This window comes from Geodermatophilus sp. SYSU D01186, assembly GCF_054050215.1.
The window spans coordinates 95586-118346 of the sequence record NZ_JBJGYW010000017.1 but is presented as its reverse complement, the minus strand read 5'-3'; the positions used below and the strand labels follow the sequence as shown (position 1 = coordinate 118346).

Sequence of the window (22761 nt, the reverse complement as noted above, 5' to 3'; positions counted from 1 at the left end):
CCAGACATACAGTGCGGTCAGGAGGGTGTTTAGGTCGGTTCTCACACCCCGAGCCTGGGCACCCTCCGCCTGCGCCTACAGCGCCCTTCGGCCCTGCCCGCCGATAGGACTTACTCGTCTAGCCGCCGGGGCATGTCCGACGCGGGGCGGGACCGTGGTGGCTGATCCGGTGCGGAGGCGGGAGCCGCCGTCCCGGTTGCTGGTGATCGGGCCTGCGGGCGCGGCCGTCGTCGCGGTCTCCAGGTTGGTGGACCCGGGCAGCACCGTGCCGGTGTGGCTCGCGGCGCTGCTCCTCGTCGCCTCGCTGGGAGCTGTCGTCGCGATCCTCGTCCTGCGCCGGCGCACGATGCACCGGCGCTGACCCGGCGGACGACGGTGCCCGAGTACGGGAGCCCCCGGGGGGGGGGGGGGGGGGGGGGGGGGGGGGGGGGGGGGGGGGGGGGGGGGGGCCGCGGGGGGGCGGGGGGGGGGGGGGGGGGGGGGCGGGCTGCCCCGGGCGTGGGTTGCCGGGGGAAACCCCCCCCCCGGAGCTGCCGGGTCCGGCCACGCGGAGAACCGGCGCGGGCGCCGGGACGTAGACGCCTCGCCCTGGGGCGAGGACCGTGAGCTCCGACGGGAGCGATCAGTCACCCCCGTCGTCGCCGCCGACGGCGCCATCCGAGCTGCCATCGACCGGTACATGAGGGGCCGCCGGTTGCTCGACCACCGTGTGCGCAAGGGGAATGGGCTCCGGCAGCGTCGTGAAGTCGATGTCAGCGGCGTGGCGTCCGACACCTGGCTTCGGCTCGATCATGACGACCACCCCCTCGACGGAAGTGTGCGTTGGGTCGGCCAGCTCGCCGCGAGGCCGCCGGGAACTACCAACCGCGGGCGCGCCACTCGCCGAGGTGGGGGCGCTCGGCGCCGATCGTCGTGTCCTTGCCGTGGCCCGGGTACACCCATGCGTCGTCGGGCAGGGTGCCGAACAGCCGCTGCTCGACGTCGTCGATGAGGCTGGCGAAGCGCTGCGCGTCCTTCTGGGTGTTGCCGACGCCGCCGGGGAACAGGCTGTCGCCGGTGAACACGTGCGTGCCCGCGTCCTCGGGGCCGCGCCAGACCAGCGCGATGCTGCCCGGCGTGTGCCCACGCAGGTGCACCACCTCGAGCACCTGCTCCCCGACGGCCACCGTGTCGCCGTGCTCGACCGGCCGCTGCACGGGCACCGGGAGGTCGCCGGCGTCGGCCGGGTGGGCGACGGTGACGGCGCCGGTCGCCTCGACGACCTCGGGCAGGGCGCGGTGGTGGTCCCAGTGCCCGTGCGTGGTGACGACGGTGCGGACCGGGGCGTCGCCGATGAACGCGCGCAGCGTCTCGGGCTCCGCGGCGGCGTCGACGAGCAGCGCCTCGCCGGTGGCGGTGCAGCGCAGCAGGTAGGCGTTGTTGGCCATCTCGCTGACCGCGATCTTGCTGATCGTCAGGCCCGGCAGCTCCCGGACGTCGGCGGGCCCGCCCACCTCGACGTCGCCGGTGTAGGTCCCCGAGGTCATGCCTGGACTCCGTTCGAGAAGTGTCGCTGGCCGCGGTTACGGTCCTGGCATGGACGCTAGCGGAGGTCTGCCGCTCGGGGCCCGGGTCGAGGGTGGGCCGGGCACGGTCGTGGGTCTCCCGGCCACCGAGCTGGCCGCACGCGTGCGGGCGGGGGAGCTGACGGCGGTCGAGGTGGTGCGCGCGCACCTGGCCCACCTCGACCGGGTCGAGGCGCGCGTCGGGGCCTTCCGGGTGGTCCGCCGCGAGGCCGCGCTCGCCGAGGCGGCCGCGGTCGACGCCCGCCCCGGCCGGGGTGCTCTGCCGCTCGCCGGGGTGCCGGTCGCGGTCAAGGACAACGTCGCGGTGGCCGGCGAGGTCTGCACCGACGGGTCGCCGGCCTGCCCGAGCCGCCGCGCGACCGAGGACCACCCCGTCGTCGCCCGCCTGCGCGCCGCCGGCGCCGTCGTCGTCGGCATCACCCGCGCCCCCGAGCTGTGCCTCTACGCCTCCACCGACGGTCCCGGCGCGGTCAGCCGCAACCCCTGGGACACCGCGCGATCCCCGGCCGGCAGCTCCGGCGGCAGCGCCGCGGCGGTCGCCTCGGGCTCGGTGCCGCTGGCGCACGGGAACGACGGCATGGGGTCGCTGCGCCTGCCCGCCGCCGCCTGCGGGCTGGTCACGCTGAAGCCCGGCCGCGGCGTGGTGCCGGGCGGGATCGGCGCCGACGACTGGTCCGGCATGGCCGTCAACGGGGCGTTGGCGACGACGGTGGCCGACCTCGCCCTCGCGCACGCGGTGCTGGCGGGGGAGCAGCCGGTACCGCCCGCGGCACCCGGCCGGCCACTGCGCATCGCCGTCTCCACCCGGTCGCCGCTGCCGGGCGTGCGGGCCGACGCCCCGGCCCTGGAGGCGGTCGAGCGGACCGTCGCGGCGGTCACCGCCGCCGGGCACACCGTGGTCCGGCGCGACCCACCGGTTCCCCCCGCGGCCGCGGCGGGGGCGATCGCGCGGTGGATGGCCGGGGCCGCCGACGACGCCGAGCACCTGGGCATCGCGACCGCCGACCTCCAGCCGCGCAGCCGCACCCACGTGCGGATCGGCCGGCTCGTCCGCCGGGCCGGGCTGGTCCGGCCGGCCACCGCCGAGCGGTTCCGCGACCGGACGACCGCCTTCTTCGACGACGTCGACCTCCTGCTCACCCCGGTGACGACGGGTCCGCCGCTGTCCGCCCGCCCGTGGCACGAGCGCGGGTTCCTGGCCAACGTCACGGCCAACGCCCGCTGGGCGCCGTGGACGGCGGCCTGGAACCTGGCCGGCCTGCCCGCGCTGGTGCTCCCGGCCGGCGTGCGGCCCGAGGGCCACCCCCTGGCGGTCCAGCTCGCCGGCCCCCCGGGCGCCGAGACGCGACTACTCTGGCTCGCCGGAGAGCTGGAACGGCGACAGCCGTGGCGCCGGTACGCGCCGGTCTTCGACCCCACCGAGCCCGCGGTCGCGGCGTCCGGCTGACCTCTTCCCCTCCCGGCACGGGGGTTGACCGGCATCACGCAGGTCACGGCCCAGCCGGGGAACAGGCACGCAGCGCGACGACTTGTCTCCGTAGGGACATCGGCACCGGGTACCGACGGCGCCGCGCACCCGCAATCCACGCTCCAGCGACCGACAGGGAACACATGGACCGCCTCGTCGTCCGCGGCGCCCGCGAGCACAACCTCAAGGACGTCCACCTCGACCTGCCCCGCGACGCGCTCATCGTGTTCACGGGCCTGTCCGGCTCGGGCAAGTCGAGCCTGGCCTTCGACACCATCTTCGCCGAGGGCCAGCGCCGGTACGTCGAGTCGCTGTCGGCCTACGCCCGGCAGTTCCTGGGGCAGATGGACAAGCCCGACGTCGACTTCATCGAGGGCCTGAGCCCGGCTGTCTCGATCGACCAGAAGTCGACCAACCGCAACCCGCGGTCGACCGTCGGCACGATCACCGAGGTCTACGACTACCTCCGGCTGCTGTACGCCCGCGCCGGCCAGCCGCACTGCCCCAACTGCGGCAAGCCCATCTCGCGGCAGACGCCGCAGCAGATCGTCGACCAGGTGCTGGCCATGGAGGAGGGCACCCGCTTCCAGGTGCTCGCCCCCGTCGTCCGCGCCCGGAAGGGCGAGTACGTCGACCTGTTCAGCTCGCTGCAGACCCAGGGCTTCTCCCGGGTCCGCGTCGACGGCGTCGTCCACCAGCTGACCGAGCCGCCGAAGCTCAAGAAGCAGGAGAAGCACACGATCGAGGTGATCGTCGACCGGCTCACCGTCAAGGAGAGCGCGAAGCGCCGGCTCACCGACTCGGTCGAGACCGCGCTCGGCCTGGCCGGGGGCCTGGTCGTCCTCGACTTCGTCGACCTGGCGGAGGAAGACCCGCACCGCGAGCGGACCTTCTCCGAGCACCTGGCCTGCGTCGACGACGGCCTGTCCTTCGAGGCGCTCGAGCCGCGGTCGTTCTCCTTCAACTCGCCGTTCGGCGCCTGCCCGGAGTGCACCGGCATCGGCACCCGCAAGGAGGTCGACCCCGACCTCGTCGTGCCCGACCCGGAGAAGAGCCTGGCCCAGGGCGCCATCGCGCCGTGGTCGACGTCGATGAGCAACGAGTACTTCACCCGGCTGCTCACCGGCCTGTCCCAGCAGCTCGGCTTCTCCATGGACGATCCGTGGGAGCGGCTGCCGGCCAAGGTGCAGAAGGCCGTGCTGCACGGCTCGCCGGACCAGGTGCACGTCCGCTACAAGAACCGCTACGGCCGCGAGCGCAGCTACTACGCGGCGTTCGAGGGCGTCCTGCCGTTCCTCGAGCGGCGGCACGAGGACACCGACAGCGACTACATGCGGGACAAGTACGAGGGCTACATGCGCGACGTGCCGTGCCCCGTGTGCCACGGCACCCGCCTGAAGCCGGAGATCCTCGCGGTCAAGCTCAACGGCCGCTCCATCGCCGAGGTCACCGGGCTGTCGATCGGCGAGGCGTCCGACTGGCTGGGCGCGCTGGTGCTCGGCGAGCGCGAGCGGGCGATCGCCGACCGCGTGCTCAAGGAGATCCAGGCGCGGCTGTCCTTCCTGGTCGACGTCGGCCTGGACTACCTGTCCCTCGACCGGCCGGCGGCCACCCTCGCCGGCGGTGAGGCGCAGCGCATCCGGCTGGCCACCCAGATCGGCTCCGGGCTGGTCGGCGTCCTCTACGTCCTCGACGAGCCCTCCATCGGCCTGCACCAGCGGGACAACACCCGGCTGATCGAGACCCTGGTCCGGCTGCGCGACATGGGCAACACGCTCATCGTCGTCGAGCACGACGAGGACACGATCAAGACCGCCGACTGGGTCGTCGACATCGGCCCCGGCGCCGGCGAGCACGGCGGCGAGGTCGTCGTGAGCGGCACCGTCGAGGACCTCCTCACCAGCGAGCGGTCGCTGACCGGCCAGTACCTGTCCGGCCGCAAGGAGATCGCCGTCCCCGAGAAGCGCCGGGAGCCGACGCCGGGCCGCGAGCTGGTGGTCAAGGGCGCCCGCGAGCACAACCTGCGCGGCGTCGACGTCACGTTCCCGCTCGGCTGCCTGGTGGCCGTCACCGGCGTCTCCGGCTCGGGCAAGTCCAGCCTGGTCAACGACATCCTCTACACGGTGCTGGCCAACCAGCTGAACCGGGCGCGCCTGGTGCCCGGCCGGCACCGGACCGTCACCGGCCTGGAGCACCTGGACAAGGTGGTGCACGTCGACCAGTCGCCGATCGGCCGCACCCCCCGGTCCAACCCGGCCACCTACACCGGCGTCTGGGACCACGTCCGCAAGCTGTTCGCGAGCACCTCCGAGGCGAAGGTGCGCGGCTACCTGCCGGGCCGGTTCAGCTTCAACGTCAAGGGCGGCCGCTGCGAGGCGTGCTCCGGCGACGGGACGCTGAAGATCGAGATGAACTTCCTGCCCGACGTCTACGTCCCCTGCGAGGTGTGCAAGGGCGCCCGGTTCAACCGGGAGACCCTCGAGGTGCACTACAAGGGCAAGACGGTGGCCGAGGTCCTCGACATGCCGATCGAGGAGGCCGCCGACTTCTTCGCCGCCATCCCGGCGATCGCCCGGTACCTGCGCACCCTCACCGAGGTCGGGCTCGGCTACGTGCGGCTCGGCCAGCCCGCGACCACTCTCTCCGGCGGTGAGGCGCAGCGGGTCAAGCTGGCCAGCGAGCTGCAGAAGCGGTCCAACGGCCGCAGCATCTACGTCCTCGACGAGCCCACCACCGGCCTGCACTTCGAGGACATCCGCAAGCTGCTGCTCGTGCTCCAGGGCCTGGTCGACAAGGGCAACTCGGTGGTCGTCATCGAGCACAACCTCGACGTCATCAAGAGCGCGGACTGGCTCATCGACATGGGTCCCGAGGGCGGGTTCCGCGGCGGCACGGTCGTCGCCGAGGGGCCGCCGGAGTTCGTGGCCGGCGTGCCCGAGAGCCACACCGGCCGGTACCTGGCCCGGATCCTCGACCCCGAGTCGGTGGCCGCGGCCGCCGCCCCCAAGAAGCGGGCGCGCAAGAAGGCCAGCTGAGCCCACCAGCGCCGACGGCCACTCCACGTCTTGAGCGAGGAGTGGCCGTCGTCGTACCGTCCCTGTGACAGACATCACGCCCAGGACCTGGCGTGATGGGGGTCCCCGACGGAGGAGACGCGCATGGGCGCTGTCCTGCACCAGACCGCTGGGCCGCGATGAGCGCGCTCACGCCCGACTGCGACCCGGACCTGTCGAACTGCGGTTCGCCGGTGGGGAACGGCCCCGGGATCGGGTCCACCCTGGTCCTGCTCGCCGTCCTCGCCGTTTCCGTGCCTGTCGCCACGGGTACGGCGGCGCCCGGGGTCGTGGCCTTCCTGGCCGGCGGCGCCGGGGTGGTGTCGGCACTGGTGCTGGTCCGCCGCACGGTGCGCCTGGTCCGCCGGGTCGCGCCCCAGAACTGGGCGCCAGCGGCGCGGCGGTCGCGTCCCGTGGGCTGACCCGGGACGCCACGTCGCCTCGCCCGGAGGTGGGCTCGTGCTCAGCCGCAGGTCGTTCCTCGCAGGCGTGGTGGCCGCGCCCGTCCTCGGCGCCCTGGCCGGTTGCGCGGGCACGGTCGTCCGCCCCGGCGACCTCTCCCGGCTGCGGATCATGGCACCGGCCAGCCCGGGCGGCGGCTGGGACACCACCGCCCGCGTCATGCAGCGGACGATCCAGAGCAGCGGCCTCGCGCGCAACGTGCAGGTGTTCAACGTCGAGGGCGCCGGCGGCGTCATCGGGCTCGGCCAGCTCGCCCGTGAGGACGACGACGCCCTGCTGATGATGATGGGCCTGGTCATGGTCGGCGCCGTCGACACCAACGACTCCTCCACCCGGCTCACCGACGTCACGCCCATCGCCCGGCTGATCGGCGAGACGGAGCTGATCGTCGCCCCGCCCGACGCGCCCTTCGACGACGTCGCGGGCTTCGTCGAGGTCTGGGCGGCCGACCCCGCCAACACGCCCATCGCCGGCGGCTCGGCCGGCGGCACCGACCAGATCCTCGCCGGCCTGCTCGCCCAGGCCGCCGGCATCGACCCCGGGCAGGTCAACTACATCCCGTACTCCGGCGGCGGCGAGTCGCTGTCGGCGCTGCTCGGCGGGCAGGTCACCGCCGGCATCTCCGGCACGGCCGACTACGGGCCGCAGGTCGCCTCCGGGGACCTCAAGGGGCTCGCGGTCTCCACGCCCGAGCGCAGCGACCAGGTGCCCGACGTCCCCACGCTGATCGAGTCGGGCTTCGACGTTGAGGTGTCCAACTGGCGCGGCGTGATGGCCCGCCCCGGCATGACCGACGCTGCCCGGGAGGACCTCATCGCGCTGGTCGTCGACACCCACGACAGCGACGAGTGGGCCGAGGCGCTGGCCAACAACGGCTGGGACGACCTCCTGCTCACCGGTGACGACTACGGGGCGTTCCTCGCCGAGGAGGAGGCGCGGGTGCGGGAGATCCTGGTGCAGATCGGCCTGGTGCAGTGAGCCCCCCCGAGCCCGCGGCACCGGACGCCACCCCCGCCGACGCCGCCCCCTCCGACGCCGCCCCGCCGCCGGAGGAGCTCGGGCGGAGCACCGGCGAGCTGGTGATGGCCATCCTGCTCGGGGCGCTCGGCGTCTACCTGGTCCTGGACGCCGGCAGCATCGCCGTGCCGGGGTCGGCGAACACGGTGGGGCCGCGGTTCTTCCCGTACCTGGTCGGCGGGCTCATCATCGCCACCTCCCTCGCCCTCACCTACCGGGTGTGGCGCGGCGACCGCGGCCCTGCCGACGAGAGCGAGGACGTCGATCCGACGGCCGGCACGGACTGGCGGGCGGTGGGCATCATCGCCGCCGCCTTCCTCGCCCAGGCCCTGCTCATCAACGTGGTCGGCTGGCCGCTGGCGGTGACCCTGATGTTCGGCACGGTCGCCTGGGCCCTGGGGGCGCGCGGCATCGTCCGGCCGCTGCTCGCCGGCGGCATCACCGCGGTCGTCGTCTGGATCATCTTCGTCAAGGCGCTCAACGTGGCCCTGCCCGGCGGGACCCTCCTCGAGCTCGCGACGAGCTGGTTCTAGATGGACGCCCTCTCCGACCTGGCCGCCGGCTTCGCCGACGCCCTCACGCCGGTCAACCTGCTGTTCGCCTTCGTCGGCGTGCTCTTGGGGACGGCGGTCGGCGTCCTGCCCGGCATCGGCCCGGCGATGACGGTGGCGCTGCTGCTGCCGATCACGTACGTCCTCGAGCCGACCAGCGCGTTCATCATGTTCGCCGGCATCTACTACGGCGGCATGTACGGCGGGTCGACGACGTCGATCCTGCTGAACACCCCCGGCGAGGCCAGCTCGATCATGACCGCGCTCGAGGGCAACAAGATGGCCAAGGCCGGCCGCGGGGCCGCGGCGCTGGCCACCGCGGCGATCGGCTCCTTCGTGGCCGGCACGATCGCCACCCTGCTGCTCGCCCTGGTCGCGCCCACCGTGGTCGACCTGGCGATCGGGATCACCGCGGCGGACTACTTCGCGCTGGCCGTGTTCGCCTTCGTCGCGGTGTCCACGGTGCTGGGGGCCTCCCCGCTGCGCGGCCTGGCGTCCCTCGGCGTCGGGCTCTACCTGGGGTTGGTCGGCACCGACGTCCTCACCGGCCAGGAGCGGTTCGCCCTCGGCGTCCCACAGCTGTCCGACGGCATCGACGTCGTCGTGGTGGCGGTGGCCCTGTTCGCGGTGGGGGAGGCCCTCTACGTCGCCTCCCGGCTGCGGCACGGGCCGGTCGAGGTGATGGCCGCGAGCGGTCGCTACATGACCCGCCAGGACTTCCGCCGCTCCTGGAAGCCCTGGCTGCGGGGCACCGCGCTCGGGTTCCCGTTCGGGGCGCTGCCGGCCGGCGGCGCGGAGATCCCGACGTTCCTCTCCTACGCCTCCGAGCGGCGGCTCACCAAGCACCCCGAGGAGTTCGGGAAGGGCGCCATCGAGGGGGTGGCCGGGCCGGAGGCGGCCAACAACGCCGCGGCCGCCGGCGTGCTCGTCCCGCTGCTGACCCTCGGGCTGCCGACCTCGGCCACCGCGGCGATCCTGCTGGCGGCCTTCCAGGGCTACGGCATCCAGCCGGGCCCGACCCTGCTGACCACGGAGTCCACGCTGGTCTGGACGCTGATCGCGGCCCTGTTCATCGGCAACACGATGCTGCTGGTGCTCAACCTGCCGCTGGCCGGCATCTGGGTGAAGCTGCTGCGCATCCCGCGGCCGTACCTGTACGCGGGCATCCTGCTGTTCGCCTCGCTCGGGTCCTACGCGGTCAACGCCGACCCGCTGGACCTGGTGCTGCTGCTGGTGCTCGGCTTCCTCGGCTTCTTCATGCGGCGCTACGGCTGGCCCGTCGCGCCGGCGGTCATCGGGCTGATCCTCGGGCCGATCGCCGAGACCAACCTCCGCCGTGCGCTGGCCATCAGCGGTGGCGACCTGAGCGTCCTGGTCGAGACGTGGTTCAGCCGGGTCGTGCTCCTGCTGTCCCTCCTGGCCCTCGTCGTGCCGATCGTGCTGCGCGTGGTCCGCGGCCGCCGGTCGACCCCCGAGGAACTGCAGGAGACCGGCGAACTGCGCCACCACGAGCAGGCGGCCGCCAACCGCAACGACGGGAGGGCTGGGTGAACGGTGTCGTGGTCGTCGGCGTCGTCCCCAACCCCCGGGGGCAGGCGGCGCTGGAGCACGCGGTCGCCGAGGCGCACCGCCGGGGGGCGCGGCTGGTCGTCGTCAACAGCTCGCGCGGTGACGCGCTGGTCGACGAGGAGTACCTGTTCGGCGACCGGCTGCGGCAGCTGCAGGCCGACCTGACGGTGTCCGGGGTGCCCTTCGAGCTGCGCCAGCCGGTGGGCCGGGACGTCGCCGAGGAGCTCGCCGCCACCGTCACCGAGACCGGCGCGGAGTTGCTGGTCATCGGGCTGCGGCGGCGGTCGGCGGTGGGCAAGCTGCTCATGGGCAGCGCGGCCCAGCGCATCCTGCTCGACGTCGACTGCCCCGTCCTGGCGGTGAAGTCCCCACCGCGCGAGACGCGGTGAGCCGCGCGCCCCGAGGTCAGCCGGGCCGCACGGCTCCCGCCGGGGACGTCCCGGCGTCCGCGGCCGTCCGGGGCGGCGGCGTCCCCGGGCGGGCCTCGACGTCCTGCCAGAAGGCGTCGACGCGGGCGTTCCAGCGGTCCGGGACCTCCTGGAACGGCTGGTGGGACTCGGTCTCCCACACCTCGAACAGCGCCCCCGGGATCAGGTCGGCGACCGCCCGGCCGCGCTCCGGCCGCACCACCGGGTCGATCCCGCCGGCGAGCACCAGGGTGGGCGCGGTGATCTGGGGGAGCGTGTCGGTGGTGTCGTGGGCGGCCCACGCGTCCAGGTGCCGCTGGATCACCTCCGGTGCCTGCTTGTAGGGGAAGGCGAGGGCCTCGTCGATGATCACGGCGACGGTGCCGTCGTCGTGTGCCCGGGGTGTGTAGATGAGGAGGAAGAAGGCCTCGAGGAAGGTGCGCTCGTCGGGGACGGCGTCGACCATCCAGCGGGTGGACCGCACCCAGGCCTGCATGTAGGGGTCCATGGCTGCCCAGGTGCTCTGCAGCACCAGGCTGCGGACGAGGTCGGGCCGGCGCAGCGCCAGCTCCTGCGCGGTCTTGGCCCCGCCGGAGAAGCCGGCGACGTGCGCCGACGCGATGCCGTGCGCGTCGAGCACGGCGGCGGCGTCGCCGGCCATGTCCGCGACGGTCACCGGGCCGTCGGGCAGCGCGGTCCGGCCGGCGCCCCGGTTGTCGAAGGCGGTCAGCCGGTAGCGGTCGGCCAGCCCGTCGAGCTGGAACTGCCAGGACTCCACGGTGTCCCCGAGGCCGCCGATCAGGAGGACGTCGGAGCCCTGCCCGACCTGCTCGGTCCAGATGTCGAGACCGCGCGCACGGATGTGTTCGCCCATCTCGGGAGACCCTCTCTCTGGCCGGCGACCCTGCTCAGGACGGTGGACGGTCACCGGCCGGCAGCCGCTCACCCTCGGGGACCGCCCGGGGACCCGGTGCAGCCAGGCGCGCCTCGACGTCCTGCCAGAAGGCGTCGACGCGGGCGTTCCAGCGGTCGGGCACCTCCTGGAACGGCTGGTGGGACTCCTCCGCCATGACCTCGAAGACGGCGCCGGGGATCGCCTCGGCGACAGCCCGGCCGAGGTCCGGCCGGGCCGTGGGGTCGATGCCGCCGGCCAGCACCAGCGTCGGCGCGGTGATGCGCGGCAGCCATCCGGTGCTGTCGTGGTGCCAGATGTCGGCGAGGAAGCGGTGCACGTCCTCCGCCGACTGCTTGTGGGGGAAGGCGAGCACCTCGTCGATGAACGCGGCGACGGTGCCGTCGTCGTGCGCCCGCGGTGTGTAGATCCACAGGAAGAACGACTCCAGGAACGTCCGCTCGTCCGGGGCGCTGTCGACCAGCCACTCGACGAAGCGCAGCCACGTGCGGAAGTACGAGTCCATCACCGCCCAGGTGCTCTGCAGCACCAGGCTGCGGACCAGGTGGGGATGCCGCAGTGCCAGGTGCTGGCCGATGAGGCTGCCACCCGAGAAGCCCGCGACGTGGGCCGAGGGGATGCCGAGCGCACGGAGGACACCGGCCGCGTCGTCGGCCATCGCCGCCAGGGTGGCGCCCTCTGCCGGCATCGCCGTCCGGCCCGCCCCGCGGTTGTCGAACGCGGTCAGCCGGTAGCGGTCGGCCAGCCCGTCGAGCTGGAACTGCCACGACTCGACCGTGTCGCCGAGGCCGCCGATCAGCAGCACGTCGGGCCCCCGCCCGACCTGCTCGGTCCAGATCTCCAGGTCGCCCGCCCCGACGTGTCGGCCCATCTCGGTCCTCCTCGGTCAGCCGCGCCGGGTCGTCTCCGGCGGGCGGTCCGGCGACGGGTGGGCGTCGTCGGGGGCGGCACGCGGCAGCGGGGTGCTCGCCGCGACCTGCTGCCAGAAGGCGTCGACGCGGGCGTTCCAGCGGTCGGGCACCTCCTGGAACGGCTGGTGGCACTCGGTCTCCCACAGCTCGAAGCGCGCAGCGGGGTTCGCCTCGGCGACGACGCGGCCCAACGGCGGACGGGCGATCGAGTCGACCCCGCCGGCCAGCACCAGCGTCGGCGCGGTGATCCGCGCCGGGCGGTCCGGGGTGTCGTCGTCGATCAGGGCGTCCAGGTAGCGCTGGAGGTCCTCGGCCGCCTGCTTGTGGGGGAAGGCCAGCACTACCTCGACGAAGCCGGCCACCGTGCCGTCCTCGTGCGCGCGGGCGGTGTACAGGTCGAGGCAGAAGGCCTCGACGAACGCCCGCTCGCTGGGGGCGACCGCGACCAGCCACCGGACGAACCCCAGCCACGCCCGGAGGTACACGTCGGGCACGGCCCAGGTGCTCTGCAGCACCAGGCTGCGGACCAGGTCGGGACGGCGCACCGCGAGCTCCTGGGCCACGATGCTGCCCCCGGAGAACCCCGCCACGTGGGCCGACGCGATCCCCAGGACGTCGAGGACGCCGGCCGCGTCGTCGGCCAGCACCCCCATCGTGACCCGGTCGCGGGGCATCGGCGTCCGGCCGGCCCCGCGGGTGTCGAACGCGGTCAGCCGGTAGCGGTCGGCGAGCCCGCCGAGCTGGAACTGCCAGGACTCGACGGTGTCGCCGGCCCCGCCGATCAGCAGCACGTCGGGCCCCTGCCCGACCTGCTCGGCCCAGACCTGGAGGTCACCGACCGGGACGTGCGTGCCCACGGGGCCCCTCCTCCCCGGCGTGCCACCGCTGCATGTGCTCGGCGTGGGTCCGCAGGTAAGCGCCGGGCCGGAAGAACCGGTCGTAGAACTCCAGGTCGAGGTGGTGCGCCTGGACGTAGTTGAGGATGAACACCGTCGGCACGGTGCCGGGGAACTTGCCGAAGGTGTCCAGGACGTACTGCGCCTGCAGCGCCACGCACGCCTTGAACTCCGCGTCGTGCACCTGGGCGCTGCCGCGGAAGCCGGGGCTGTCGGTCCACGGGCCCGGCGTGCGCGGGTTGAACGGACCGCCCTCGCCGAACTTGCGCTCGGCGAAGGCCTCCACCGCAGCCGCCATGTCCGCGTGGTGCGGCGGGCAGAACGCCTCGAAGACGCCGGGCAGGCCGGTGGGGTTGGGCACCGCCCAGCGCTCGTCCTCGTCGTGGCGGAAGCCGAGGCCGGGCACGTTCGGGTCGCCGGACGCCCCGAGGACCGCGAAGCGGTCGATCCCGTCGAACATCCACCCGCCCAGTCCCATCGCCTGCAGTACGAGGACCCCGCCGAAGCAACAGGTCGCCAGCTCGGCGGTGGCCTCGGTCAGCGCGTACTGCTCGGTGAAGGTCAGCGGGAAGGGCGCGTCGACGTCCACCAGGTGCCGGAACCGGTCCAGCCCCGGGATCTCCCGCCCGTTGACGTCGTCGAAGACCGCGTACCCGTTCTGCGTGAAGAAGCAGAGGATCGCCAGCAGGTGCTGGGCGATGTCGGCGACCGGGATGACCAGCAGGGAGCCGGGCACGTTGACGCACCAGGTGTTGTGCCCCTCGAGGTAGGGCTCCTCCCGGGGCAGGTGCAGCCGCCGGTCGGACAGCTGCCGGACGCGGCCGCGGTGCCGCTCCACCATCAGCTCGGGCGTGACGTCCTCGGTGGCGGGGTCGACGAGCGCACCGGCGTCCCGGGTCGGGAAGAAGTACACGCCCGAGTCGTCGGTGAAGAACAGCTCGGCGGTGTGGAACCCGGCCGCGGACGGGAAGGTGCGCCCGGCCGCCCCGCCGGCGTAGTTCGCCGGGTGGGGTGCGTAGTGGGCGTTGCGGGTGATCGAGTAGTGCCAGCCGGTGGTCCCGCCCATGGCGCTCAGCACGAGCATCCGCTCGAGCTCGGTCAGCGGCACCGGGTCGTGCCGCGACCGGTGGGCCAGCGGGCCGTCGGGGATCTCGTCGCCGAGGGCGAAGCGCCGGGAACGCCGTCCGAACAGGGCCTCCACCAGCGGGAAGGCGGCGAGGTCGGCCAGCGGGTCGGTCAGGGTGGGCGGGGCGGTGCGGGCCTCGGGGATCGGCGTCGTGCGGGCCGGGCTCGTCGGGTCCTGGATCGAGCTCATGGGCGGCACCCCTGGGGGAGGACGACCTGTCCGTCCGAGGCTGGTGCCGGGTGCCGCGGGTGGGCAAGGGGCGGAGGTCCCGGGACGGATCACACGGATGTGGTTCGAGTGACCGCTGCCATCCCGGTGCCCGGGCGAACCGTCGTCCGTCCCACCTAACCTGGGACCCATGCCCGACCCGTCCACGTACCGACCGGCGGTCGGCAGCATCCCGGAGGACCCGGGGGTCTACAAGTTCCGCGACCCCAACGGGCGGGTCATCTACGTCGGCAAGGCCAAGAGCCTCCGGCAGCGGCTGAACAGCTACTTCGCGGACGTCGCGGGCCTGCACCCGCGCACCCGGCAGATGGTGACGACGGCCGCCAGCGTCGAGTGGACCGTCGTCGGCACCGAGGTCGAGGCCCTCCAGCTCGAGTACAACTGGATCAAGGAGTTCGACCCCCGGTTCAACGTCCGCTACCGCGACGACAAGAGCTACCCGTCGCTGGCCGTGACGCTGAACGAGGAGTACCCGCGGCTGCAGGTCATGCGCGGGCCCAGGAAGAAGGGCGTGCGCTACTTCGGGCCCTACGCCCACGCGTGGGCCATCCGCGAGACGCTCGACACCCTGACCCGGGTGTTCCCGGCCCGCACCTGCTCCAACGGCGTCTTCAAGCGGGCCGGGCAGATCGGCCGGCCGTGCCTGCTCGGCTACATCGGCAAGTGCGCCGCACCCTGCGTCGGCCGGGTCTCCGCCGAGGAGCACCGGCGGATCGTCGACGACTTCTGCGACTTCATGGCCGGGCGCACCGAGTCGATGGTCAAGCGGCTGGAGCGGGAGATGGCCGCCGCCGCCGAGGCGATGGAGTACGAGAAGGCCGCCCGGCTGCGCGACGACCTGGGGGCGCTCAGGCGGGCGATGGAGAAGCAGGCCGTCGTCCTCGGTGACGGCACCGACGCCGACGTCGTCGCCTTCGCCCAGGACGAGCTGGAGGCCTCGGTCCAGGTCTTCCACGTGCGCGGCGGGCGGGTGCGCGGCCAGCGCGGGTGGATCGTCGACAAGGTCGAGGAGGTCACCACCGGCGAGCTGGTCGAGCAGTTCCTGCTCCAGGTGTACGGCGGCGTCGACGAGCAGACCGGCGCCGGCGAGGCCGGGGAGGCGGTGCCGCGCGAGGTGCTGGTCCCCGAGCTGCCCGACGACGCCGACGTCTACGCCGACCTGCTCAGCGAGCTGCGCGGGTCGCGGGTCTCCCTGCGGGTGCCGCAGCGCGGGGACAAGCGGGCGCTGCTGGAGACGGTGGAACGCAACGCGAAGGAGGCCTTCGCCCGGCACCGGGTCAAGCGCTCCAGCGACCTCACCGCCCGCTCCCTGGCGCTGTCGGAGCTCCAGGAGGCGCTCGAGCTGCCCGACGCCCCGCTGCGGATCGAGTGCATGGACGTCTCGCACGTCCAGGGCACGAACGTCGTGGCCAGCATGGTCGTCTTCGAGGACGGCCTGGCGAAGAAGTCCGACTACCGCCGCTTCTCCGTCACGAACGGAACCGACGACACCGCGGCGATGGCCGAGGTGGTGCGCCGCCGGTTCGCCCGCCACCTCAAGGAGGAGGCCGACCGCAAGGACGAGCAGGGCATCGCCGCGGAGGAGGGCCGGCCGCGCCGGTTCGCCTACCCGCCGAACCTGCTCGTCGTCGACGGCGGCGCCCCGCAGGTGGCGGCAGCCGCGCGGTCCCTCGAGGAGCTGGGCGTCGTGGACGTCGCCGTCTGCGGGCTGGCCAAGCGGATGGAGGAGGTGTGGCTGCCCGGCGAGAGCGACCCGGTGATCCTGCCGCGCACCTCCGAGGCGCTGTACCTGCTGCAGCGGGTCCGCGACGAGGCGCACCGGTTCGCGATCACCTACCACCGGCAGAAGCGGTCCACCAGCATGCTGGTCTCCCTGTTGGACGACGTCCCCGGTCTCGGGGAGACGCGGCGGAAGGCGCTGATGAAGCAGTTCGGGTCCCTCAAGCGGCTGAGGGCCGCGACCCTCGAGGAACTGGTGGCCGTGCCCGGCATCGGCCGGCGCACGGCGGAGGCGGTGCTGGCGGCGGTCGCCGAGCCGGCCGCCGACGCCGAGCCCGCGGAGGAGGTCGTGGAGAGCACCACCGCCCCGGCCGGGCCCGCCGAGCGGGGCACCCCGCAGCCCGGTGCCGGCGCCACCGCCGAGGTCGGGCTGGTGGCCTCGTGAGCGAGCTCGCGAGCTCACGCATGAGCACAGCAACGCCGGTCACGCGTCCGACGAGCGCCGGCGAGGAGGGCGCGTGAACGAGCTGACCCGCACCCACGGGCCGGGGGCCTTCGGCACGGCGCCGGGCGCCCCGGGGCACCCGCACACCGACGTCCCCCCGCCGCTGGACGCGAAGTCCGCCGAGACCCAGCCGCTGGACGTCGTCGTCGTCACCGGGCTGTCCGGCGCCGGCAAGAACACCGCCGGGCGGGTGCTGGAGGACCTCGGCTGGTTCGTCGTCGAGAACCTCCCGCCCGCGCTGCTGTTGCCGATGGTGGAGCTGGGGGGCCGCGGCGACGTCCGCCGGTTCGCCGCCGTCGTCGACGTCCGCAGCCGGGCCTTCTCCAGCGACCTGCAGGAGGCGATCCGCGTCCTCGCCGGGGCCGGGCACCGCCCGCGGGTGGTGTACGTGCACGCCCGCGACGAGGTCCTGGTCCGCCGGTACGAGTCCAACCGCCGGGAGCACCCGCTGCAGGGCGGCGGCACGCTGATCGACGGCATCTCGGCCGAGCGGGCGCTGCTGACCGGCATCGCGGGCGAGGCCGACCTGTGGGTGGACACCAGCGACCTCAACGTGCACCAGTTGCGGGCCACGCTGGAGAACGCCTTCGCCCGCGAGGGCCAGACGCCGCCGCTGACGGCCACCGTGCTGAGCTTCGGGTTCAAGTACGGCCTGCCGCTGGACGCCGACCTCGTGGTCGACGCCCGGTTCCTGCCCAACCCGCACTGGCTGCCCGAGCTGCGGCCGCACACCGGCCAGGACCCCGACGTGCGGGACTACGTCCTGAGCCAGGAGGCGGCGTCGCCGTTCCTCGACCGCTACACCGACGTGCTCCGCCTGCTCATCCCCGGCTACCGGCGGGAGGGCAAGCGGTACCTGACGCTCGCCGTGGGCTGCACCGGCGGCAAGCACCGCAGCGTGGCGATCGCGGAGGAGTTCGCGCGGCGGCTGTCCGCCGACGGCATCGACGTCGCCGTCCAGCACCGCGACCTGGGCCGGGAGTAGTGGGCGCCCCGACCACCGCGCCGCGAGGCGCGGAGCCGGAGCGACCGCTGCGCGTGGTGGCCTTCGGCGGCGGCCACGGGCTGGCCGCCGCGCTGGGCGCCTGGCGACGGCTGACCACCGACCTCACCGCGGTGGTCACCGTGGCCGACGACGGCGGCTCCTCGGGGCGCATCCGCCGCGAGATGCCGGTGCTGCCACCGGGCGACCTCCGGATGGCGCTCGCGGCCCTCGCCGACGACGAGGAGCACACCCGGGAGATGGGCCGGCTGCTGCAGCACCGGTTCGGCGGCACCGGGGTCCTCGCCGGGCACCCCGTGGGGAACCTCATGCTCACCGGGCTGGCGGAGATGCACGGCGGTGACACCGTCCGGGCGCTCGACGACCTGTGCCGGCTGCTCGGCGCCCGCGGCCGCGTGCTCCCGATGGCCGACGTCCCGCTGGACCTCGTGGCGCGGGTGGAGAGCAGCGACCCCGACGACCCGGCGCGGACCCGCACCATCCGCGGGCAGGCGGCGATCGCCAGCACCCCGGGGTGGGTCCGCGACATCATCGTCTCGCCGCCGGACCCGCCGGTGAACGAGGCCGTGCTCGACGCGATCGCCGCCGCCGACGTCGTCTCCCTGGGCCCGGGCTCCTGGTACACCTCGGTGCTGCCGCACCTGCTGGTGCCCCGGCTGCGGGCGGCGCTGGCCACCACCTGCGCCCGCGTCGTCGTCGTGCTCAACCTGGTGCCGCAGCCGGGAGAGACCGACGGGTTCTCGCCGGAGGACTACCTCACGGTGCTGCGTGCCCACCTCGGCGGAGTGGCGCTGCACACGGTGATCGCCGATGTCGACTCGGTGGTTGACCGCTGTGGTCTCCTGTCTGCGGTGCGCGAGTGCGGTGCGGAGCTGGTCCTGGCTCCCGTGGCCGAGCTCGACGGGGCACCGCGGCACGACCCGGTCCGCCTCGCGGCGGCGCTCGAGTCGGCCGTGGGGGCGCGTTAGGCATGGAAATCCGGCGCCGAGTACCGGAACCTCTGGTACCGGCACCGGTACGTGGGGGAGAAGAGGGGACGTCGCAGATGGGGCCTGGTTACCCCGGGGGAACGTGGGGGTGGATGGCATGGCGATGACGGCCATGGTCAAGGACGAGCTGTCTCGGGTGGAGTGCACCAAGACCTCCGAGCGCAAGGCGGAGGTGACGGCGCTGCTGCGGTTCAGCGGCGGCCTGCACATCGTCGGTGGCCGGGTGGTCATCGAGGCCGAGCTCGACACCGGCTCGGTGGCCCGACGGCTGCGCCGCGACATCAGCGAGGTCTACGGGTACACCAGCGGGGTCAGCGTGCTCGCCGGCGGGAACATCCGCCGCGGCGTGCGCTACCTGGTGCGCATCGCCAAGCACGGCGAGGGCCTGGCCCGGCAGACCGGCCTGGTCGACCAGCGTGGCCGCCCCGTCCGCGGGCTGCCGCCGTCGGTCGTCTCCGGCGGGATCAACGACGCCGAGGCCGCCTGGCGCGGGGCCTTCCTGGCGCACGGGTCGCTGACCGAGCCCGGTCGCTCGTCGTCCCTCGAGGTCACCTGTCCCGGTCCCGAGGCCGCCATGGCCCTGGTCGGGGCCGCCCGGCGGCTGGGCATCGCGGCCAAGGCGCGCGAGGTGCGCGGCGCCGACCGCGTCGTCGTCCGCGACGGCGACGCGATCAGCGCGCTGCTGACCCGCATGGGTGCCCACGACGCGGTGCTGGCCTGGGAGGAGCGGCGCATGCGCCGCGAGGTCCGGGCGACGGCCAACCGGCTGGCCAACTTCGACGACGCGAACCTGCGCCGGTCGGCGCGGGCCGCGGTGGCCGCGAGTGCGCGGGTGGAGCGGGCGCTGGAGATCCTCAACGGCGACGCCCCCGAGCACCTGCTGGTCGCCGGCCGGCTGCGCCTGGAGTTCGGCCAGGCCTCGCTGGAGGAGCTGGGCCAGCGCGCCGACCCGCCGATGACCAAGGACGCCGTCGCCGGGCGGATCCGCCGGCTGCTGGCGATGGCCGACAAGCGGGCCAAGGACCTCGGCATCCCCGACACCGAGTCGGTGGTCACCGAGGACATGCTCGCCCAGTAGAGGAGGGACCCTCGGCGCGGGACCCTGCAGGGGGCCGCTCCAGTACGTCACCACGCTCGGCGCGGGCCCCTGCACGGGCCGCTCCAGTACGTCACGACGTTCGTGGCGAGCCTCTGGACGGGGCCGCGGTGGGGAACCGCAGCAGGCACGTCACTCGGCCCGGGTTGCCGCAAGGCAGCCCGGGCCGCGTCGTCCCGCGACCGATAGGGTCGTCGCCGGATCGAGGCCGCGCACTCGTGCGGCCCTGACGGACAGCGTCGACATCGGAGGTCTGCAGTGACCGTGCGGGTGGGCATCAACGGATTCGGCCGGATCGGCCGCAACTTCTGGCGCGCCGCCGCTGCCAGCGGGCAGGACATCGAGATCGTGGCGGTGAACGACCTCACCAGCCCCGAGGTTCTGGCGCACCTGCTGAAGTACGACAGCGTGCTCGGCAAGCTCGCCGAGGACGTCGCCGCCGACGGCGAGGGCATCAAGGTCGGCGGGAACACCATCAAGGTGCTCTCCGAGCGCGACCCGGCCAGCCTCCCCTGGGGCGACCTGGGCGTCGACGTCGTCGTCGAGTCCACCGGGTTCTTCACCAAGGCCGCCGACGCCCGCAAGCACGTCGACGCCGGTGGCGCCAAGAAGGTCATCATCTCCGCGCCGGCCACCGACGACGACATCACGATCGTCATGGGCGTCAACGACGACCTGTACGACGGCTCGCAGACGATCATCAGCAACGCGTCGTGCACCACGAACTGCCTGGCGCCGCTGGCCAAGGTCCTCAACGACGCGTTCGGCATCGAGCGTGGCCTCATGACCACGATCCACGCCTACACCGCCGACCAGAACCTGCAGGACGGCCCGCACAAGGACCTCCGCCGCGCCCGCGCCGCCGCGCTGAACATGGTCCCCACCTCCACCGGTGCGGCCAAGGCGATCGGCCTGGTGCTCCCGGAGCTCAAGGGCAAGCTCGACGGCTACGCCATCCGCGTGCCCGTGCCCACCGGCTCGGCCACCGACCTCACCGTGCAGCTGACCCGTGAGGCGTCGGCCGAGGAGATCGACGCCGCCTACCGGGAGGCCGCCGGCGGCCCGCTGGGCAAGTACCTCACCTACACCGACGCCCCGATCGTCTCCTCCGACATCGTCACCGACCCGTCGTCGTGCATCTACGACGCGAAGCTGACCAAGGTGTTCGGCCCGATGGTCAAGGTGCTCGGCTGGTACGACAACGAGTGGGGCTACTCCAACCGCCTCGTCGACCTGACCTCGCTGGTGGGCAAGTCCCTCTGATGCGGTCCCTCGACGACCTCCTCGCCGAGGGCGTCTCGGGTCGGCGCGTGCTCGTGCGCGCCGACCTGAACGTCCCCCTCGACAAGAGCACCCGGGCCATCACCGACGACGGGCGCATCCGGGCCAGCCTGCCCACGCTGCAGGCGCTCCGGGACGCCGGCGCCCGCGTCGTCGTGGCGGCCCACCTCGGCCGCCCCAAGGGTGCGCCCGACCCGCAGTACTCGCTGGCCCCGGTCGCCGAGCGGCTCGGTGAGCTGCTCGGCGTCCCGGTGCCCCTCGCCGCGGACGTCGCCGGCGACGACGCGCAGGCCCGGGCCGCGGCCCTCGGCGACGGCGAGGTCCTGCTGCTGGAGAACGTCCGGTTCGAGGCCGCCGAGACGGCCAAGGACGACGCCGAGCGGGCCGCGCTCGCCGAGCGGTTCGCCGCGCTGGCCGACGTCTACGTCGACGACGCGTTCGGCGCCGTGCACCGCAAGCACGCCTCGGTGTTCGACGTCGCGCAGCGGCTGCCGCACGTCGCCGGCCGCCTGGTCGCCCAGGAGCTCGACGTCCTCACCCGGCTGACGCAGGAGCCGCAGCGCCCCTACGTCGTCGTCCTCGGCGGCTCGAAGGTCAGCGACAAGCTCGCCGTCATCGAGGCGCTGCTGCCCAAGGTCGACCGGCTGCTGGTCGGGGGAGGGATGTGCTTCACCTTCCTCGCCGCCCAGGGCCACGGGGTGGGCAGGTCCCTGCTGGAGAGCGACCAGGTCGACACCTGCCGGCGGCTGCTGGCCGAGGCCGGCGACCGCATCGTGCTGCCGGTCGACGTGGTCTGCGCGCCGGAGTTCAGCGCGGACACCACGACCACCACGGTGCCGGTGGAGCAGATCCCCGACGGGCAGATGGGCCTGGACGTCGGCCCGCGCACGGTCGAGGCGTTCGGCCGCGAGCTCGGCGGGGCGCGCACCGTGTTCTGGAACGGCCCGATGGGCGTGTTCGAGCTGGCCCCGTTCCAGGCCGGCACCCGCGGCGTGGCCGAGGCCGTCGCGGCCGTCGACGGGCTGTCGGTCGTCGGCGGCGGGGACTCCGCGGCCGCGGTGCGGCAGCTGGGCCTCGACGAGGCCGCCTACGGGCACATCAGCACCGGCGGCGGCGCGTCGCTGGAGTACCTCGAGGGCCGGGAGCTGCCGGGCCTCGCGGTGCTGGCCGACTGAGGGGAGCGGGCATGGCACGCAAGGACACGCCAGGGCGCCGCGAGGGGCGCCGGCCGCTCATCGCCGGCAACTGGAAGATGCACCTGACCCACCTCGAGGCGATCGGACTGGTGCAGAAGCTCGCCTTCTCCCTCAAGGAGCCCGAGCTCGAGGCCGCCGAGGTGGTCGTGCTGCCGCCGTTCACCGCGCTGCGCAGCGTGCAGACCCTGGTGACCGGCGACAAGCTCGAGGTCGGGTACGGCGCGCAGGACCTCTCGGTGCACGACTCCGGCGCCTACACCGGTGAGGTCAGCGGGGCCATGCTGGCGGCCCTGGCCTGCCAGTACGTCGTCGTCGGCCACTCCGAGCGGCGGGCGCTGCACGGGGAGGACGACGCGGTCGTCGCCGACAAGGTGCAGGCCGCGCTGCGGCACGGCCTGGCCCCGATCCTCTGCGTGGGGGAGGGGCTCGAGGTCCGCCAGGCCGGCACGCACGTGGCCCACTGCACCGCCCAGCTCGACGCCGCGCTCGAGGACGTGACCGACGAGCAGGTCCGGACGGTCGTGATCGCCTACGAGCCGGTGTGGGCGATCGGCACCGGCGAGGTCGCCACCCCCGACGACGCCCAGGAGGTGTGCGGTGCCCTCCGGTCACGGCTCGCCGAGCGTTTCGGCCCGGAGACCGCCGCCGTCGTCCGTATCCTCTACGGCGGGTCGGTGAAGGCCGCGAACACGGCCGGGATCCTGGCCGGGCCGGACGTCGACGGCGCGCTCGTCGGCGGCGCCAGCCTGGACGCCGACGAGTTCGTGCAGATCTGTCGGACGGCAGCCGACGGCAGCTGACCGCCG

General features: G+C 73.8%; 21 protein-coding genes. 15 read left to right on the top strand and 6 right to left on the bottom strand.

What is annotated here, in order from left to right; translation table 11 throughout:
* Positions 1-202: 202 nt before the first annotated feature.
* Positions 203-361, top strand: coding sequence for a hypothetical protein (locus ACI784_RS14370; RefSeq protein WP_456925022.1), 159 nt, complete (start codon positions 203-205; stop codon positions 359-361).
* Positions 362-622: 261 nt separating this feature from the next.
* On the opposite strand, the gene ACI784_RS14365 is transcribed toward ACI784_RS14370, so the two are convergent.
* Positions 623-793: a hypothetical protein gene (locus ACI784_RS14365; protein WP_456923780.1), complete on the bottom strand. Its 171-nt coding sequence runs from the start codon at positions 791-793 to the stop codon at positions 623-625.
* 64 nt (positions 794-857) lie between these two features.
* The gene (locus ACI784_RS14360) at positions 858-1526 is read right to left on the bottom strand and encodes an MBL fold metallo-hydrolase (protein WP_456923779.1); all 669 of its coding nucleotides are present in this window, start codon (positions 1524-1526) and stop codon (positions 858-860) included.
* 49 nt (positions 1527-1575) lie between these two features.
* Here ACI784_RS14360 and ACI784_RS14355 point away from each other — a divergent pair, with 49 nt between their 5' ends.
* The 7 genes from ACI784_RS14355 to ACI784_RS14325 all read left to right on the top strand — a co-directional run bounded on the left by ACI784_RS14355 (position 1576) and on the right by ACI784_RS14325 (position 10074).
* The gene (locus ACI784_RS14355; RefSeq protein ID WP_456923778.1) at positions 1576-3012 is read left to right on the top strand and encodes an amidase; all 1437 of its coding nucleotides are present in this window, start codon (positions 1576-1578) and stop codon (positions 3010-3012) included.
* 164 nt (positions 3013-3176) lie between these two features.
* Positions 3177-6068 carry an excinuclease ABC subunit UvrA gene (uvrA, locus tag ACI784_RS14350; RefSeq protein WP_456923777.1) on the top strand — a complete coding sequence of 964 codons (2892 nt, stop codon included), beginning with the start codon at positions 3177-3179 and terminating at the stop codon, positions 6066-6068.
* 158 nt (positions 6069-6226) lie between these two features.
* Complete coding sequence (locus ACI784_RS14345) at positions 6227-6508, top strand: hypothetical protein (RefSeq protein WP_456923776.1); 282 nt, start codon at positions 6227-6229, stop codon at positions 6506-6508.
* Between the two features lie 37 nt (positions 6509-6545).
* Positions 6546-7526 (top strand): Bug family tripartite tricarboxylate transporter substrate binding protein, encoded by a 981-nt coding sequence (locus tag ACI784_RS14340; protein ID WP_456923775.1) that lies wholly within the window; start codon positions 6546-6548, stop codon positions 7524-7526.
* Positions 7523-8098: a tripartite tricarboxylate transporter TctB family protein gene (locus ACI784_RS14335; RefSeq protein ID WP_456923774.1), complete on the top strand. Its 576-nt coding sequence runs from the start codon at positions 7523-7525 to the stop codon at positions 8096-8098. The genes ACI784_RS14340 and ACI784_RS14335 overlap by 4 nt, the downstream gene beginning before the upstream one ends.
* Positions 8099-9667 carry a tripartite tricarboxylate transporter permease gene (locus tag ACI784_RS14330; protein WP_456923773.1) on the top strand — a complete coding sequence of 523 codons (1569 nt, stop codon included), beginning with the start codon at positions 8099-8101 and terminating at the stop codon, positions 9665-9667.
* Positions 9664-10074 carry a universal stress protein gene (locus ACI784_RS14325; protein WP_456923772.1) on the top strand — a complete coding sequence of 137 codons (411 nt, stop codon included), beginning with the start codon at positions 9664-9666 and terminating at the stop codon, positions 10072-10074. The genes ACI784_RS14330 and ACI784_RS14325 overlap by 4 nt, the downstream gene beginning before the upstream one ends.
* 16 nt (positions 10075-10090) lie before the next feature.
* Here the strand turns inward: ACI784_RS14325 and ACI784_RS14320 are convergent, their stop codons facing one another.
* From ACI784_RS14320 to ACI784_RS14305, 4 genes are read right to left on the bottom strand one after another with little or no spacing between them, the layout of a single operon-like run.
* Positions 10091-10966 (bottom strand): alpha/beta fold hydrolase, encoded by an 876-nt coding sequence (locus ACI784_RS14320; protein WP_456923771.1) that lies wholly within the window; start codon positions 10964-10966, stop codon positions 10091-10093.
* A gap of 34 nt (positions 10967-11000) precedes the next feature.
* Positions 11001-11876 (bottom strand): alpha/beta fold hydrolase, encoded by an 876-nt coding sequence (locus ACI784_RS14315; protein WP_457013910.1) that lies wholly within the window; start codon positions 11874-11876, stop codon positions 11001-11003.
* Between the two features lie 15 nt (positions 11877-11891).
* Positions 11892-12773 (bottom strand): alpha/beta fold hydrolase, encoded by an 882-nt coding sequence (locus ACI784_RS14310; RefSeq protein ID WP_457013909.1) that lies wholly within the window; start codon positions 12771-12773, stop codon positions 11892-11894.
* The gene (locus ACI784_RS14305; RefSeq protein WP_456923768.1) at positions 12748-14127 is read right to left on the bottom strand and encodes a hypothetical protein; all 1380 of its coding nucleotides are present in this window, start codon (positions 14125-14127) and stop codon (positions 12748-12750) included. The genes ACI784_RS14310 and ACI784_RS14305 overlap by 26 nt, the downstream gene beginning before the upstream one ends.
* A gap of 169 nt (positions 14128-14296) precedes the next feature.
* Between ACI784_RS14305 and uvrC the strand changes: the two genes are divergently transcribed.
* From uvrC to tpiA, 7 genes are all read left to right on the top strand, one after another.
* Positions 14297-16330, top strand: a complete 2034-nt coding sequence (gene uvrC / locus ACI784_RS14300) for an excinuclease ABC subunit UvrC (protein ID WP_457013908.1) — start codon at positions 14297-14299, stop codon at positions 16328-16330.
* A 73-nt stretch (positions 16331-16403) separates the two neighbouring features.
* Entirely contained in the window at positions 16404-17375 is a 972-nt protein-coding gene (gene rapZ / locus ACI784_RS14295; RefSeq protein ID WP_456923766.1) for an RNase adapter RapZ, read from the top strand.
* Positions 17375-18361: a gluconeogenesis factor YvcK family protein gene (locus tag ACI784_RS14290; protein WP_457013907.1), complete on the top strand. Its 987-nt coding sequence runs from the start codon at positions 17375-17377 to the stop codon at positions 18359-18361. Before rapZ ends, ACI784_RS14290 begins: the two co-directional genes overlap by 1 nt.
* A 118-nt stretch (positions 18362-18479) precedes the next feature.
* Positions 18480-19460, top strand: a complete 981-nt coding sequence (gene whiA, locus ACI784_RS14285) for a DNA-binding protein WhiA (protein WP_097205997.1) — start codon at positions 18480-18482, stop codon at positions 19458-19460.
* A gap of 276 nt (positions 19461-19736) precedes the next feature.
* Positions 19737-20741, top strand: coding sequence for a type I glyceraldehyde-3-phosphate dehydrogenase (gene gap / locus ACI784_RS14280; protein WP_457013906.1), 1005 nt, complete (start codon positions 19737-19739; stop codon positions 20739-20741).
* The gene (locus ACI784_RS14275; protein ID WP_456923763.1) at positions 20741-21934 is read left to right on the top strand and encodes a phosphoglycerate kinase; all 1194 of its coding nucleotides are present in this window, start codon (positions 20741-20743) and stop codon (positions 21932-21934) included. Before gap ends, ACI784_RS14275 begins: the two co-directional genes overlap by 1 nt.
* 11 nt (positions 21935-21945) lie before the next feature.
* Positions 21946-22755 (top strand): triose-phosphate isomerase, encoded by an 810-nt coding sequence (tpiA, locus tag ACI784_RS14270; RefSeq protein ID WP_456923762.1) that lies wholly within the window; start codon positions 21946-21948, stop codon positions 22753-22755.
* Positions 22756-22761 lie beyond the last annotated feature (6 nt).